Origin of the sequence: Salinivibrio sp. MA427, assembly GCF_001996115.1 — a bacterium.
GTDB lineage: Bacteria > Pseudomonadota > Gammaproteobacteria > Enterobacterales > Vibrionaceae > Salinivibrio > Salinivibrio costicola.
In genome coordinates, this window is record NZ_MUFH01000029.1 from 1 (window position 1) to 15,647 (window position 15,647).

The window sequence follows — 15,647 nt, forward strand, 5'->3', positions numbered from 1 at the left end:
ATTAACGGGGTGTGATTGGCACTTCGACGATCGCACCGTACTGGAAAAAATCCGCGACCGCGGCGTGCTAAGAGTCGGAACACTCAATAACGAACTTTCTTATTATATTGGTCCCGATGGCCCGACCGGGCTGGATTACGAACTTGCATCACGTTTTGCTGACAAGCTTGGCGTAAAGCTGGAAATGGTGCCGACCTATACGTTATCCGGCCTCTTTCCTGCATTAGAGCGCGGTGATGTCGATTTAATTGCTGCAGGACTCACCATTACCGACCAACGCTTGGCCCAATTTCGCCCCGGCCCCGCCTACTATTTTGTCAGCCAACAAGTGGTGTATAAAAAGGGACATTGGCGCCCTCGCGATGTTGGCGATTTTAACCGCGAGAACGCGGTAATGGCGGTAGTGGAAGGTTCGAGTCACGATCTCACCTTACAATCGCTTAAAAACGATCACCCCGATTTAAGCTGGAAAGTTGTGCAAGACGCCGACGACGATGAACTGCTTAAACAGGTTGCAGACGGTGATATCGATTTTACCATTGCCGACTCCGTCGATATTGCCTTAATGCAACGCACCCAACCTGATATTGCCGTCGCCATGGCGCTGAGTGAAGATGAGCCCGTCGCCTGGTTTATGAAAAAACAGGGCGACAGCAGCGCCTATGCCCTGATGGTGAATTTTTTTGGTGAGCTGAACCAAACCGGTGACTTGGCAATTTTAGAAGAAAAGTATTTTGGCCACGTGAATCAATTTGATTACGTTGATACCCGCGCATTTTTGCGCGCCATAGAAAGCAAACTCCCGCAGTGGGAGCCCCTTTTCAAAAAGCATGCAAACGATTTTGATTGGCGCCTGCTTGCTGCCTTGTCGTATCAAGAATCACACTGGAATCCACGCGCCATATCTCCCACAGGGGTACGTGGGATGATGATGCTGACGTTACCGACGGCTAAATCCGTCGGCGTGCGCAACCGTCTGGATCCAGAACAAAGCATCAAAGGCGGCTCACTCTACCTGCAGCGTATGCTCGACCGGATTCCCGACAGTGTTAACCCACACGAGCGGATTTGGTTTGCTTTCGCCTCTTATAACATTGGCTTTGGTCATATGATGGATGCGCGGCGACTCACTGAAGCGCAAGGCGCCAATCCTAACTCGTGGAGTGATGTGAAACAGCGCCTTCCCTTGCTCGCTAAGCGCCAATATTACACGCAAACACGATACGGCTATGCACGTGGCTATGAAGCGCTAAGCTATGTTGAGAATATTCGCCGTTATTATCAGAGTATTCTAGGCTATGAAAAAGCACATATAGAGTCGCTGGACAGTCAGCAAGTCGAATCGCTCGGTGGGCTGCAAACCATCATTGCGCCCGAGCCATCCTCCGAGCAAGTTGCTGAACCAGCGCCGGATACTACGCCAGAGGGCTCTGAACAAAACCCAATATCGCAATCAGAAAAGCAACCGCAATGAGGATCCTATGGTGCCAAAAAAACGGCTGGTGAAACAAAGCTTTCGTAAAAACAATATTTCATCGGCTAACCGTCGCAAGCGCATGCGCCAAAATATGCACAAGAAAGTACTATGGCGCCAACGCGCGTTTGCGATTCGTGAGTTTGCCGCGTTTGATGAGGCATTTTAAGACGCTTGGTCTGAATCAGACGACACAATAGAAGCCGCACCACGGGCTGTTTTTTTTGCAGCCTTTTTTTCAGCACGACGACGGCGGAAAAACGCTTGCAGTTGCGCACGGCACTCAGCTTCTAATATCCCACCCTCGCTTTGCACATGGTGATTTACCTCTTCATAACTGAGTAGGTTCATCACCGAGCCAGCCGCGCCGGTTTTGGGATCCGGCGCGCCAAAATACACCTTTCTGACACGGCCATGCACCATCGCCGCCGCACACATCGGGCACGGTTCGAGTGTCACATAAAGATCCGCGTCTAATAGGCGATAATTACCCAGCACTTGGCCGGCTTGGCGTAAGGCCATCACTTCGGCATGGGCAGTGGCATCATGCTGGGTAATGGTTCGGTTCCACCCTGTGCCCACAACCTCACCTTGATACACCACCACGGCGCCGACAGGCACTTCACCTTCTTGCTCAGCATTGTCGGCCAGTGTGATCGCCTGGCGCATATAAACGTCGTGAATCGTATCCGACGTTTGTGGCTCGTTCATTCCAACCTCGATTTATTGGCTATGTAATTCATCGCTAGTATACGACACAAATAAGCCGGCTCGAAGGCCGGCTTGTGTCTGCAACGTCATGATAGACGATACGCGCTCTATGTGACCGTTATTGCACCAGGTACTGATAGCTTGCTTGAATACCCAGTGGCAATCCGAATGCCCAGTACGCTAGCAAGAACAAGGTCCAGCCCACCAGCATGGTCAATGAWTAAGGGATCATCATTGACGCCACGGTGCCAATGCCTGTTGCTTTAACATAGCGCTGGCAATACACCACAACGAGTGGGAAGAACACCATTAATGGCGAGATAATGTTCGAAACGGAATCCCCGACACGATAGGCCGCTTGTGACAATTCAGGGGAAATACCGACAACCATCAGCATTGGCACCAAAATCGGTCCAATCAGACCCCATTTCGCTGACGCAGAACCGATTAACAGGTTCACGAGTGCGGTGAGCAAAATCATCCCCACAATCGTCATCTCACCTGGCAGGTTCATTGACTGCAATAGCTCCGCGCCATTCAGCGCTAACAAGGTACCAATATTTGATTGGGTGAATGCGGCTAAGAATTGCGCACAGAAAAATGCCATCACCATATAAGCGCCCATGGTCGCCATGGTGTCAGACATGGATTTAATCACATCTTGGCTGGTTTTAAAGGTGCCTGCGGTTTTGCCATACACAATGCCTGGAATAATAAACAGCACAAAAATGAGCGGCACGATCGATTGCATAATCGGTGCATCAAAGGCGGTGAGCTCGCCCGCCGGTGACCGAAGCGGCGAGGTTTCCGGCCATGAGGCCGCCACCAGCGCGGCAATCCCGGCCAGCATCGCCAATCCGGCACGGTTAAAGGCTTTACCTTCAATGGTGGTGAATGAGCCCAGATCAGGCGCCTCTTCGGCATCCTCATCAATCGGTGTGCGATTTAAGCGTGGCTCGACAATTTTCTCAGTCACAAACCAGCCCAGCGCCACGATTAAAATAGACGACAAGCCCGTAAAGTAGATGTTAGCGAGGGGATTAACTTGGTAGCTGTCATCCAACACGTGTGCGGCCGACTCGGTAAAGCCTGCCAGCAAAGGATCAATGCCAGACGGAATAAAGTTGGCCGAGAAGCCTCCCGACACCCCAGCAAAAGCGGCGGCAATCCCCGCTAGCGGATGACGCCCCGCCGCGTGGAAGATAATCCCGCCGAGTGGGATCACCAGTACATAGCCTGCATCCGCCGCCGTGTGTGACACGATCGCCACCAAAATCAGCATGGGTGTGAGTGCTTGCTTCGGCGTCACACTCAGCATTTTCTTCAAACCGGTGGTGATAAAGCCTGACTGATCAGCCACACCCACCCCTAACATCGCAACCAATACAATCCCAAGCGGCGCAAAACCTGTAAAAGTGTCAACCATATTGGCTAAAAAGTGGGCGAGCGCATCACCGGTGAGCAGGTTTTTGACTTGGACGGTGTCCCCGGTCAATGGGTGAACAGAATTAAACGTGATTTGTGACAAAAGAGCGGAGAGCACCCAAACCGTCACCAGGCCCCAGAAAAACAATAAGGCAGGATCTGGGATCCGGTTACCCGCACGCTCTATCATATTTAAAAACCGATCCATGCCGCGCGGTCGGCCTGTATCGGTTGCTGGATTAATGTGTTGACTCACTGGGAACTCCATTATTTTCGATGTTGTGTTTTGGCTTACCTGATCCAGCAGGCTTTAATGACAATAAAATGACAAATTATCGTCAGTAAAGCAAAAATCAGCATAGTTAGCCATAAGTAAGCCAGTTAACCCAATGTTAAATTCCTTTAAAGTTAGAAAAGCAGCACAAAAAACGGATGCTTACAGACAGCAATGAAACATTTAGAAACAAAAAAGCCCACGCTAGGCATGGGCTTTATGTCGTTAAACTAGCGTTTTACTTTCTCAAACGCTTATTCCCACTCAATCGTCGCAGGCGGTTTGCCGGAGACGTCGTAAACCACGCGGGAGATGCCGTCGACTTCGTTGATGATGCGGTTCGACACTTTGCCGAGGAAATCGTATGGCAGGTGTGCCCAGTGCGCGGTCATAAAGTCGATGGTTTCGACGGCACGCAACGCAATGATCCAATCGTATTTACGGCCATCGCCCATCACACCTACCGAGCGAACCGGCAGGAACACCGCGAAGGCTTGCGAGACTTTCTCGTAGAGGTCAGCATTGCGCAGCTCTTCGATAAAGATCGCATCGGCGCGACGAAGCAGATCGCAGTATTCTTTTTGGATTTCGCCCAGCACGCGCACACCTAAGCCTGGCCCTGGGAAGGGGTGGCGGAACAGCATGTGATATGGCAAGCCCAGCTCAAGACCGATTTTACGGACTTCGTCTTTGAACAGCTCTTTGAGTGGCTCAACCAGACCCATTTCCATCTCTTCCGGTAAGCCACCGACGTTGTGGTGTGATTTGATCACATGCGCTTTACCGGTTTTCGAAGCCGCCGATTCGATCACGTCTGGGTAGATGGTGCCTTGCGCCAGCCATTTAGCATTGTCCATTTTACTCGCTTGCTCGTCGAACACTTCGACAAACACCCGGCCAATGATTTTACGCTTCGCTTCGGGATCGGCTTCACCTTTCAAGGCATTAAGGAAGCGGTCTTCCGCATTGACATGAATAATGTTCAACCCAAAGTGATCGCCGAACATTTCCAGCACTTGCTCACCTTCGTTAAGGCGCAGCAGGCCGTTATCAACGAACACACACGTGAGCTTATCGCCAATCGCACGGTGAACCAGCATAGCCACTACAGAAGAATCGACGCCGCCAGACAAGCCAAGGATCACCTCGTCATCCCCCACTTGCTCACGAATACGCTCAATCGCATCGTCAATAATGGTTGCCGGTGTCCACAAACGCTCGCACTGGCAGATTTGCATCACAAACTGCTCAAGCATCCGTTTGCCTTGGCGCGTGTGCGTCACTTCTGGGTGAAACTGAACACCATAAAAACGTTTATCTTCGTTGGCCATGGCTGCAAACGGACAGGTATCTGTTTCAGCGATTTTGACAAAATCTTCCGGAATCGCGACCACTTTATCGCCGTGGCTCATCCACACATCTAAAAGTGGGTGACCATCATCGGCAATAGCATCTTCAATGCCATCAAACAGTGCGCTCTGGCCAACGCGTTTTACTTGCGCGTAGCCAAACTCGCGATGCTCAGAGCCCGCAACCTTACCACCAAGCTGCTCAGCCATGGTCTGCATGCCATAGCATACGCCCAATACAGGCACGCCTGCGTCAAAGACATATTGCGGTGCACGTGGCGAGTTGGCTTCTGCCACGCTCTCTGGGCCACCGGATAGGATGATGCCGTTGGGAGCAAAGTCACGAATGTCTTGCTCATCGACATCCCAGCTCCAAAGCTCACAATACACACCAATTTCACGGACACGGCGCGCAATCAACTGGGTGTACTGGGAGCCAAAATCAAGGATCAAAATACGTTGAGCATGAATGTTCTGGGTCATTATATGGCTTTCTCAATTAAGTGGAACAAAGGGGAGCTGTGCTACCCTCTCAAATGCATCGCGGTAGTGATGTCTTTAGCCGAGGCGATAGTTCGGCGCTTCTTTAGTAATGGTGACATCATGCGCGTGTGATTCTTTCATGCCCGCGCCGGTCACGCGAACAAACTGCGCGTTAGTGCGCATCTCTTCTATGGTGGCAGAGCCCGTTAAGCCCATGCTTGAACGCAACCCGCCCATTTGTTGGTGGATGATCTCTTTCATCATGCCTTTGTAATCAACGCGCCCTTCTATGCCTTCAGGCACCAACTTATCGGCGGCGTTATCGCTTTGGAAGTAACGATCAGATGAGCCTTTTGACATGGCGCCCACTGAGCCCATACCGCGGTAAGATTTGTACGCGCGGCCTTGGTAAAGCTCGACTTCACCCGGAGACTCTTCGGTACCGGCGAGCATTGAGCCCACCATCACACAGGATGCGCCGGCAGCAATGGCTTTACACAAGTCACCCGAGAAACGAATACCGCCATCGGCAATTACCGGAATACCATACTCTTGCGCGACGGCAGCGGCATCACTGATCGCGGTAATTTGCGGCACACCCACGCCAGTGACGATACGCGTGGTACAAATAGAGCCTGGGCCAATACCGACTTTTACGGCATCCACACCCGCGTCAATCAAGGCACGTGCGCCCTCGGCAGTGGCAACGTTACCGCCCACAATTTGTAAGTGTGGGTACGAGGCTCTGGCATCACGAATACGTTGCAACACGCCTTCTGAATGACCATGAGACGAGTCGATAAGTAACACATCGATTCCCGCTTCCACCAAGGCCGCGATACGCTCTTCATTGCCCGCCCCTGCGCCGACGGCACCACCGACACGCAAACGACCTTGTTCGTCTTTACAGGCGTTAGGCTTGCTTTCAGCTTTCTGGAAATCTTTGGCGGTGATCATGCCGCTGAGGTGATGGTCTTGGTTGACGACCAGAATTTTTTCGACACGATGCTGCTGCATCAACTGTTGCACTTGCTCACGCTCAGCGCCCTCACGCACGGTGGCGAGACGAGACTGAGGGGTCATCACATCTTCAACACGTTTGCTAAGATCTGAGACAAAACGCACGTCGCGTCCTGTAATAATGCCAACCAGCTCTTTTTGTTTATTCACCACTGGATAACCGGCAAAGCCATTGCGTTCGGTCAAGGCTTTGACATCGGCAATGGTCATCTCAGGCGTCACCGTAACCGGGTTAGACACCATGCCCGCTTCATAGATTTTCACCAAGCGCACTTGCTCGGCTTGCTGCTCGATGGTCATATTTTTATGGATAAAGCCAAGGCCGCCTTCTTGTGCCAATGCGATGGCCAAACGGGCTTCGGTCACTGTATCCATTGCTGCAGAGAGCACAGGGATGTTCAGGCTAATTGAACGGGTCAATTGGGTCCGCAGATCCGCATGGTTAGGGAGTACATTTGAGTGGGCAGGGACGAGGAGTACATCGTCAAAGGTTAACGCTTCTTTCGCGATTCTCAGCATTGCAATATCTCACACTAAAAGTTGTGAAGGGGAACAAAATATTGCCGCAGAATTATACGTGCAGCGCAAACGTTTGGCTATCGATTTTTACTAAGAATAGCGATTGATTGTCCAAGACAGATTTAGTCGGTTGATTTATCAACGGATACATTGTTCATTTTTTCGCAATCGATTGCTTCGATCGCCTGGCTATCGTCATGCTGAGTCAGTTGGCATCCCAGTATACGGCAGGTAGTATGCGATCAGGTTTATCAAAAGGATCAGCGATTGTGACCGCGAGTAATCAACATATTTTGTCCGTTTCCCGCCTCAATGCGGAGGTGCGTCTTTGCTTAGAAAAAAACATTGGCATTGTCTGGCTAACGGGCGAACTCTCCAATTTTACCGCGGCAACGTCTGGCCATTGGTATTTGTCACTCAAAGACAACCAAAGCCAAGTGAAGTGTGCCATGTTTCGTGGTAACAATCGTCGCGTGACCTTTAAACCCAAAAATGGGGATCAAGTCCTGGTGCGCGCGCGTGTGTCTATGTACGAGCCTCGAGGCGACTATCAGCTAATCTTAGAAAGCATGCAGCCCGAAGGCGATGGACGACTGCAGCAGGCGTTTGAGCAACGTAAACAAGCGTTAGCCGCAGAAGGGTTATTTGCACAAACCGCCAAGCAAGCTTTGCCCGACCAACCAAAGCGCGTTGGCATAATCACCTCCAAAACCGGCGCTGCCTTGCATGATATTCTGAATGTGCTTAAAAGACGGGACCCTAGCCTGCCGGTGGTGATTTATCCGACCCTGGTGCAAGGGCAAGATGCGGCAGTATCGATAGCGCAAGCGATCGGGCGCGCCAATAGCCGTCATGAGTGTGACGTACTGATTGTTGGTCGTGGCGGTGGGTCACTCGAGGATTTATGGTGCTTTAATGAAGAAATCGTCGCCCGTACTATTGCCGCGAGTCAGATCCCCATCGTCAGTGCCGTAGGCCATGAAGTGGATGTGACCATTGCTGACTTTGTTGCCGATGTTCGCGCCCCCACCCCATCAGCTGCCGCAGAACTTGTTAGCCGTGATCTGAGTTATCGCTTGCAGCAATATCAGCAGCGCGAGCAAGCGCTTAAAAACGCGATCGGCACGCTACTTTATCGCCAGCAACGGGCACTGACGCAACACGAACACCGTTTGTCTCACCAACACCCCCGTCGTCGTCTGCAACAGCAAAGTCAGCATATTGATGAGCTGCAAAGGCGCATTCACCAAGGACTGACGAAACAGCTTTCACGATATAACCACCAGCTTAATGCCCTGGATAGCCGGTTACAACGCGTGACGCCTGAGCATCGTATTCATCAACATCAGGCTCAATTGGCACAGCACCATCAACGCCTCGTCCACGCGATGAACTCGCAATTGTCACACGCGCAGCAGCGACTTTTGACCTTGGTGGCGACCTTGGATGCCGTCAGTCCATTAGCGACGCTCTCTCGTGGCTATTCGATTAGCCGTGACAGTGATGGACGAATTATTAATAACATCAATCAACTGCATGAAGGCGATATCCTGCGCACCCAGCTCAGTAACGGCGAGATCACCAGCGTGGTACAACAGCGTCATCCAAGTCAGCCGGCTGATTAAACTCTGTACAATACACATCTAACCGATCAGTAAGCGATCGAGCGATCTTGGGGTTAATTCCCCTTGATCAGCTTCCTACCCTGAAAAGAATATTTATCAATACACTTCCCGAAAGCATAAGTTACATGTTCTGCATTTGGATTTTTATCGATATAAAACACTAAAAGATAGCATTGTAAATTAAAGATCCAGCATAAATGAAATGAGAGTGACGTGAAGGGGTGATGCAATTATCGCCGCTCAAAACCTGCCCAGTCACGCGATAAGCTAAGATCCACGACATCACAGACGACGTGGCTTTAATGTGATTATGATCACGAATGATAAATTCAAGATCCAGGTTTGGATCGTTAAAAGTAGGCGGGATCAAAAAAGCCCAGCATCAAGGCTGGGCTTTCGTTTACTTCTTATTGCGGTTTTTAACCATGTCCATCAAGCGTTTGCGTTGACGTGACTGAGATAACGTCAGCTTTTCTTTTTTACCCTCATACGGGTTTTCACTGTTCTGGAACTGAATCTTTATCGGTGTGCCCATAATGTCTAAGGTTCGACGATAATAATTCATCAGATAGCGCTTATAGGAGTCTGGCAACTCACTCACCAAGTTACCATGAACGACCACAATGGGTGGGTTATATCCACCGGCGTGTGCATATTTTAGCTTCACTCGGCGGCCACGTATCATTGGAGGCTGATGATCATCTTGCGCCATTTTCAAAATACGGGTTAGCATCGCGGTTCCGACACGTTTGGTCGCCGACTGATAGGCTTCTTGAATGGACTCAAACAAGTGACCGACACCGGTACCATGCAACGCAGAAATAAAGTGAACGCGTGCAAAGTCGACAAAACCAAGGCGACGATCCAGCTCGGATTTCACCCGCGTTTTAATCTCGCTATCTAAGCCATCCCACTTGTTGACCGCCAACACGATCGAACGGCCCGCATTCAAGGCAAACCCTAACAAGCTCAAGTCTTGATCAGATATATTTTCTCGAGCATCAATCACTAGCAGCACGACGTTCGCGTCTTCGATAGCCTTAAGTGTTTGAATAACAGAAAATTTTTCAACTTTTTCACTGACATGTTTACGACGACGTATACCGGCCGTATCAATCATCACGTACTCGCGTCCATCGCGCTCCATCGGGATATAAATGGAGTCTCGTGTGGTCCCCGGCATATCGTAAACGACGACTCGTTCTTCACCGAGCATGCGATTGGTCAAGGTCGATTTACCCACATTGGGGCGACCTATAATACCAATTTTAATCGGCAGTGATTGAAGGTAGGCGTACTCATTTTCTGCCTGCTCTTCTGTGTTCACGGTCAGGTTGTCTTGATCATCGATGTCATCTTGCTCATCGGTCAGGTCAACCAGACCTGTCTCTTCCTGCGCTTGCTGTAGCGCTTGTTCGGCAAAGGGCGTTAGAGCACGATTAATCAATCCGCTGACCCCACGACCGTGTGCGGCAGCAATTTGATACATGTTGTCCATGCCTAATTGCCAAAAGTCTGCGGTTGCGGTATCTGGGTCAATACCGTCTACTTTGTTGACGACCAAAAAGCTGGTTTTTTCGCGGACACGGATATGTTGAGCAATATCCCGATCAGCAGGTGTTAATCCTGCACGCCCGTCCACCATAAATAACACCACGTCGGCTTCTTCAATCGCAGCAAGCGATTGTTCGGCCATTTTGGTTTCTACACCCTCTTCTGTACCATCAATCCCGCCGGTGTCGATCACGATAAATTCGTGCTCATCCAGCAATGCCTTGCCGTATTTTCGATCCCTGGTCAGTCCCGGAAAATCCGCTACTAATGCATCGCGCGTGCGGGTAAGACGGTTAAAGAGCGTCGATTTTCCCACATTCGGGCGCCCTACTAGGGCTATAACAGGAATCATGTAGACCTCTTAATTTTCATTCTCTTATCAATAAACAAGGCTCCCAACTGTCTATACAGCCAGGAGCCTAAATATAAAACTGGGTGGCTGATACTAGTCGATAGCCAGCTTTCTCAATTGGCCATCGCGTGTTATCACGATATAGCCATTATCGGTTTGCACGGGCGCCACCGCAATACCCTCGCCTTCAAGCGATTGCTGGGCAACAAAATCCCCAGTTTCTGGATCGAGCCAATGCAAGTACCCTTGGCTATCTCCAACCACGAGATAACCATCGCTTGCCGCAGGCGCAGTTAATATGCGATACGCTAACTCACTGTTGCGCCATTTCTCTAAACCATTACGTGCATCTAATGCGACAATATTGTCTTTATCATCAATTAAATAAAGACTATTACCCGCCGCAATAAAATYGTTTGCCGATGAAAAATCACGCTTCCATGCTGCTTTTCCCGAGCGTAAATCAATCGACACTAACTGCCCATTATAGCCCACGGCATACAAACGGTCGCCATCAATCACAGGGGTCGCATCCACATCAACAAGACGATCAATTTCGGTCGCCCCTTTGGGTGTCGAAATCGGAATTTGCCAAATAGAGCGACCCGTTTCGATCATTGCGGCGCCAAGACGACCATTCGCCATCCCCCAGAATACACCGCCTGAGACGGTTACGGGGGCACTCTCGCCGCGCAAACTTAGATTAGGGACATCRTTGGCGTTACTCCACTGAGGCTCACCCGATTCCGCATCAAGCGCAACCAACTCACCGCGGCTGGTATTAACGATCACCATACCAGCATCGACCAAAGGCTTGGCCAGGATTTCACCGTTCACATTTTGCTGCCAAAGGCGCTCGCCTGTTTCAGCATCCAAGGCATACAGTTCGCCGGTTTCTCCGCCAACATACACTTTACCGTAGGATGCACTCAGCCCACCAGATAACAACGCTGGCGTCTCAGTTTGCACCGACTGCTGCCAAATACGCTCGCCGCTTTCAAGATCAAACGCAGCCACTTCTCCCTGGCGGTCAGCGGCGAATACCTTATCGTACGCGACCGTCGGTTGAAGGGCCGAATAATATTGCCCGACACCATCACCGACTTGGGCTTGCCAAATCTGTGATGATGCAATTTTATCCGTTACAGTGGGTAATGGTGCCATTTGCACAACATCTTCTTCACCCGCACAACCGGTCAGTATCGCCAAAGTCGTGGCCACAGCGGCTATGCGCCATAATCCTTTTTTCATACCACGCCCTTATTGACTGAGGTTATCAAGCTTCATCGTGACGGTTGGACTCGCTCCTGCCTCAAGCGAGGCGGTATAGGCATCACGAGCGGCCTCACTGTCCCCTTGGCGAAGCAAAATATCACCGCGAATTTCCTGTACTTTGGCTGTCCAACTTGACGCGGTCACTTTATCTAGTTCACTCAGTGCCGCGTCATACTGACCCAGCTCCGCGTTCACACGCGCTAAACGCGTGGTTACCAACCCATAGAGCGCATCATCATTTACCGCTTGCTGGGCCGTTTGCAGCTGTTTACGTGCACTGTCTAGCTCTCCCTGTTCAACCTGTTTCTTTGCCAGGTTAAGTGCCGCCAGCGCTTGATAACCTTCATGCCCCTCGAGCTGGCTCAGTGCCGTGCCATCACCGCTCTCGATACTGTTCAAAGTTTGTTCGTATTGTTGAGAGGCTTGTTCCTTACTTTCGACCTGTTGCGACTGGAAATAACGCCAGCCGTACAAGGCACCTAAGCCGACAACGGCGCCGATTACAACCGCTTTCCCGTTATCTCGCCACCACTTTTTAATGGCTTCAACTTGCTGCTCTTCTGTGGTGTAGACGTCCACGATCTGTCCTCTCTAAATCAATGCTTTTAATGTCGCAGCGATCTGATCCTGCTTCAGAGTTTGTTGCTCGCCGCCTTTTAAATCTTTTAGCGCTACCGTTTGATTAGCGACTTCGTCTTCGCCCAAAACCAATGCGACGGATGCGCCGACTTTGTCTGCACGTTTAAATTGCTTTTTAAAACTGCCACCACCAAAGTGCGACATAACGCGTAACCCCGGCACTTGCTCACGCAGGTTTTCGGCTAGTTTCATCCCAGCGGCTAAGGCGCCCTCGCCTGCCGTCACCATGTATACATCCACCACTGGGCGGATATCATCTTGGCTCAGGTTTTCGAGCATCAAGACTAAGCGCTCAAGGCCCATTGCAAACCCGACCGCCGGTGTTGCCTTACCACCGAGTTGTTCAACCAAACCATCGTAGCGGCCGCCGCCACACACCGTGCCCTGCGCGCCTAAGCTATCGGTAATCCACTCAAAGACCGTGCGGTTGTAATAATCAAGTCCACGTACTAGACGGTGATTCACTTGGTATTCGATACCTGCCGCGTCCAAGAGTTCACACAATCCAGCAAAATGTTGTTTTGACTCGTCATCCAGATAATCACTGAGCTTTGGCGCGTCAACAAGAATCGCCTGAATATCCGCGTTTTTGGTATCTAATACACGTAGCGGATTGGTCTGCATGCGACGTTTACTATCCTCATCCAACACCGATTCGTGCTGCATCAGAAAATCGACCAGTGCTTGGCGATAATCCGCACGCGCTTGCGGCGAACCAATGGAGTTAAGTTCTAAACGTACGTGTTCAGCAATCCCCAGCTCACGCCACATCCGGGCCGTCATCATGATCAATTCGGCATCAACGTCAGGGCCATTCAAGCCAAACACTTCCACCCCAAATTGATGAAATTGACGATAGCGGCCTTTTTGTGGACGTTCATGACGGAACATTGGCCCGGTATACCACAAACGGTGTTCCTGGTTATAGAGTAAGCCGTTTTCGATCCCTGCGCGGACACAACCCGCCGTGCCTTCAGGTCGTAGCGTTAGGCTGTCACCGTTTCGATCATCAAAGGTGTACATTTCTTTTTCGACAACGTCGGTCACTTCACCAATCGCACGGCTAAACAGATGTGTTGCTTCGACGATAGGCATACGTACTTCACTGTAGCCATAGGCACTGACGACCTGTTTAATCGTATTTTCGAGCTTCTGCCACAAAGGAGATTGAGAAGGGAGGCAGTCATTCATGCCTCGGATTGCTTGAATTGTTTTAGCCACGTTAACTTCCGTTACCGATATCATATATAAAAGGGGAAAAGGCAGCCTGATGGCTTAGCCTTCTTGATCGATTTGAGACACCTTGATGCGGTTGCGCTCATCCATCATCGCCGCTTTGGCGCGGATTTTTGCTTCTAACTCATCCACCAAGTTGTCATTGGTAAAGCGCTCTTTGGATTTAAGAATATCAAACCCAACTTTAATTTCTTCAACAGGATCAGCCGCTAACGACACACGCAACGTATCGCCAATACCTTCAGCGAGTAACATGCCTAGCCCAACCGATGATTTTACCGCCCCTGCGCGCGCACCACCTGCTTCGGTGATCCCGAGGTGAAGAGGTTGCTCAATCTGTTGTGCTAATTTGCGGTAGGATTCCACCGCTAAAAAAACGTCTGATGCTTTCACACTGACTTTAAATTGGTCGAAGTTGAGTCGATCGAGAATATCAACATGACGCATCGCGGATTCTACCAGCGCGTCTGGCGTTGGCTCACCGTATTTTTCCTGGAGATCACGTTCTAGCGAGCCACCGTTAACACCAATTCGAATCGGGATGTTTTTATCGCGAGCAGCATCGACCACCGCACGGATGCGCTCTTCTTTACCGATATTCCCAGGGTTGATCCGCAAACAATCGACACCGTATTCAGCGACTTTAAGCGCGATACGATAGTCAAAGTGAATATCTGCCACTAGCGGGATCGACGTTTGCGCTTTAATTGTTTTGAAGGCTTCAGCGGCATCCATAGTGGGGACTGACACGCGAACAATGTCTGCACCCACATTTTCGAGCGCTTTTATTTGCGCCACGGTCGCCTCAACATCCGTGGTGCGCGTATTGGTCATTGATTGCACTGCAATGGGCGCACCATCACCAATCGGCACATTGCCCACATTGATACGTTTGGACGGACGACGTTTAATCGGATTTTCGTTGTGCATATTGACGTTCTCTGATTACTGCGGAAGGCGCAACCGAGCCACTTGCCCGGTTGGGTAGCCATCAAGATCAATATTGTCGCCATTAAAGGTAATGTTCACCACACTTGGCGCCCCAAGTACCAATTGGTACGGCGTTTCGCCAGTTAAGGTAATTTGCTCACCTTCAGCTTTTATTCCTGTCGCCAAGCGTTCGCCATTGGCATCACGCACATCAATCCAGCAATCGCCAGTAAAGGTCATGACCAGGCGATTTTCGTTGGCGCTTGCGGTTGTTTTTGCTGCCGGATCCGTCACTGGCGCTTGTGCTGTTTCCTGACGACTCGCTGCGTCAGTCGTTTGCGCCTCCATTTGTGTCTTAGCGGCTGTTGCCTCATCAGAGGTAGACACAGGATTCGATTGCCCCTCATCACTGGCTTTGGCCGCGGGTTCTACCGGCTGCGGCGCATCGACTGCTTTAGCAGGCTCAGTGTCGAGTTCATCGGTGCTCGGTTGGGGCTCGGCGGCAATCACAGCACTGTCTTGGTCAGAAGGGGTGGTTACTAACTCATCGGCTTGTTCGCTATCCAGCTGCGTGGGTAACGATGTCATCGCTTGTTGATTTTGCCAATACCACACGCCAGTAATACCCACCGCAATAGCAATGATCACCCAAGACAACCACATCAAACGGCTTTCACTCCTTTGCCGTCGTGTCTTGCGCGAAAAGCTTTGCATTTTCTGAACCGTTGCCGCACTGCTTGCTTCCATATTGCTGTCACCGAGAAGCTGGTCGGCGTCGATT

General features: G+C 50.7%; 13 protein-coding genes. 3 read left to right on the forward strand and 10 right to left on the reverse strand.

What is annotated here, in order from left to right:
* Window positions 1-1,474, forward strand: a 1,474-nt coding sequence (gene mltF, locus BZG79_RS04180) for a membrane-bound lytic murein transglycosylase MltF (protein WP_108743231.1), incomplete at its 5' end; no start/stop codon positions are given.
* Window positions 1,475-1,481: 7 nt separating this feature from the next.
* Window positions 1,482-1,643: a hypothetical protein gene (locus tag BZG79_RS16315; RefSeq protein ID WP_021023011.1), complete on the forward strand. Its 162-nt coding sequence runs from the start codon at window positions 1,482-1,484 to the stop codon at window positions 1,641-1,643.
* Here BZG79_RS16315 and tadA read toward each other — a convergent pair.
* The 4 genes from tadA to guaB all read right to left on the reverse strand — a co-directional run bounded on the left by tadA (window position 1,640) and on the right by guaB (window position 7,255).
* Entirely contained in the window at window positions 1,640-2,185 is a 546-nt protein-coding gene (tadA, locus tag BZG79_RS04185; RefSeq protein ID WP_077773791.1) for a tRNA adenosine(34) deaminase TadA, read from the reverse strand. The two genes, BZG79_RS16315 and tadA, sit on opposite strands and share 4 nt — an antisense overlap.
* A gap of 118 nt (window positions 2,186-2,303) precedes the next feature.
* Window positions 2,304-3,818 (reverse strand): AbgT family transporter, encoded by a 1,515-nt coding sequence (locus BZG79_RS04190; RefSeq protein ID WP_242414122.1) that lies wholly within the window; start codon window positions 3,816-3,818, stop codon window positions 2,304-2,306.
* A 320-nt stretch (window positions 3,819-4,138) separates the two neighbouring features.
* A complete protein-coding gene (guaA, locus tag BZG79_RS04195; RefSeq protein ID WP_021022937.1) occupies window positions 4,139-5,716 on the reverse strand; it encodes a glutamine-hydrolyzing GMP synthase in 1,578 nt (525 codons plus the stop codon).
* A gap of 75 nt (window positions 5,717-5,791) precedes the next feature.
* Complete coding sequence (guaB, locus tag BZG79_RS04200; protein WP_021022936.1) at window positions 5,792-7,255, reverse strand: IMP dehydrogenase; 1,464 nt, start codon at window positions 7,253-7,255, stop codon at window positions 5,792-5,794.
* Between the two features lie 269 nt (window positions 7,256-7,524).
* Between guaB and xseA the strand changes: the two genes are divergently transcribed.
* Entirely contained in the window at window positions 7,525-8,880 is a 1,356-nt protein-coding gene (gene xseA / locus BZG79_RS04205) for an exodeoxyribonuclease VII large subunit (RefSeq protein ID WP_077773799.1), read from the forward strand.
* Window positions 8,881-9,280: 400 nt separating this feature from the next.
* Here xseA and der read toward each other — a convergent pair whose 3' ends face one another.
* The 6 genes from der to BZG79_RS04240 form a co-directional block, all read right to left on the reverse strand.
* Complete coding sequence (gene der / locus BZG79_RS04215; RefSeq protein ID WP_077773794.1) at window positions 9,281-10,786, reverse strand: ribosome biogenesis GTPase Der; 1,506 nt, start codon at window positions 10,784-10,786, stop codon at window positions 9,281-9,283.
* 93 nt (window positions 10,787-10,879) lie between these two features.
* Window positions 10,880-12,037 (reverse strand): outer membrane protein assembly factor BamB, encoded by a 1,158-nt coding sequence (gene bamB / locus BZG79_RS04220; RefSeq protein WP_077773795.1) that lies wholly within the window; start codon window positions 12,035-12,037, stop codon window positions 10,880-10,882.
* A 9-nt stretch (window positions 12,038-12,046) separates the two neighbouring features.
* Window positions 12,047-12,640 (reverse strand): YfgM family protein, encoded by a 594-nt coding sequence (locus BZG79_RS04225; RefSeq protein WP_021022932.1) that lies wholly within the window; start codon window positions 12,638-12,640, stop codon window positions 12,047-12,049.
* A gap of 12 nt (window positions 12,641-12,652) precedes the next feature.
* Window positions 12,653-13,921, reverse strand: a complete 1,269-nt coding sequence (gene hisS, locus BZG79_RS04230; RefSeq protein WP_077460272.1) for a histidine--tRNA ligase — start codon at window positions 13,919-13,921, stop codon at window positions 12,653-12,655.
* 54 nt (window positions 13,922-13,975) lie between these two features.
* Window positions 13,976-14,866, reverse strand: coding sequence for a flavodoxin-dependent (E)-4-hydroxy-3-methylbut-2-enyl-diphosphate synthase (gene ispG / locus BZG79_RS04235; protein WP_077773796.1), 891 nt, complete (start codon window positions 14,864-14,866; stop codon window positions 13,976-13,978).
* 15 nt (window positions 14,867-14,881) lie between these two features.
* Window positions 14,882-15,647 (reverse strand): RodZ domain-containing protein (locus tag BZG79_RS04240; protein ID WP_199877536.1); only part of this gene is annotated, 766 nt, incomplete at its 5' end.

Coding starts and splice junctions, on each gene's coding strand:
- BZG79_RS16315 (WP_021023011.1), top strand. CDS start 1,482: ATGGTGCCAAAAAAACGGCTGGTGAAACAAAGCTTTCGTAAAAACAAT.
- tadA (WP_077773791.1), bottom strand. CDS start 2,185: ATGAACGAGCCACAAACGTCGGATACGATTCACGACGTTTATATGCGC.
- guaA (WP_021022937.1), bottom strand. CDS start 5,716: ATGACCCAGAACATTCATGCTCAACGTATTTTGATCCTTGATTTTGGC.
- guaB (WP_021022936.1), bottom strand. CDS start 7,255: ATGCTGAGAATCGCGAAAGAAGCGTTAACCTTTGACGATGTACTCCTC.
- der (WP_077773794.1), bottom strand. CDS start 10,786: ATGATTCCTGTTATAGCCCTAGTAGGGCGCCCGAATGTGGGAAAATCG.
- ispG (WP_077773796.1), bottom strand. CDS start 14,866: ATGCACAACGAAAATCCGATTAAACGTCGTCCGTCCAAACGTATCAAT.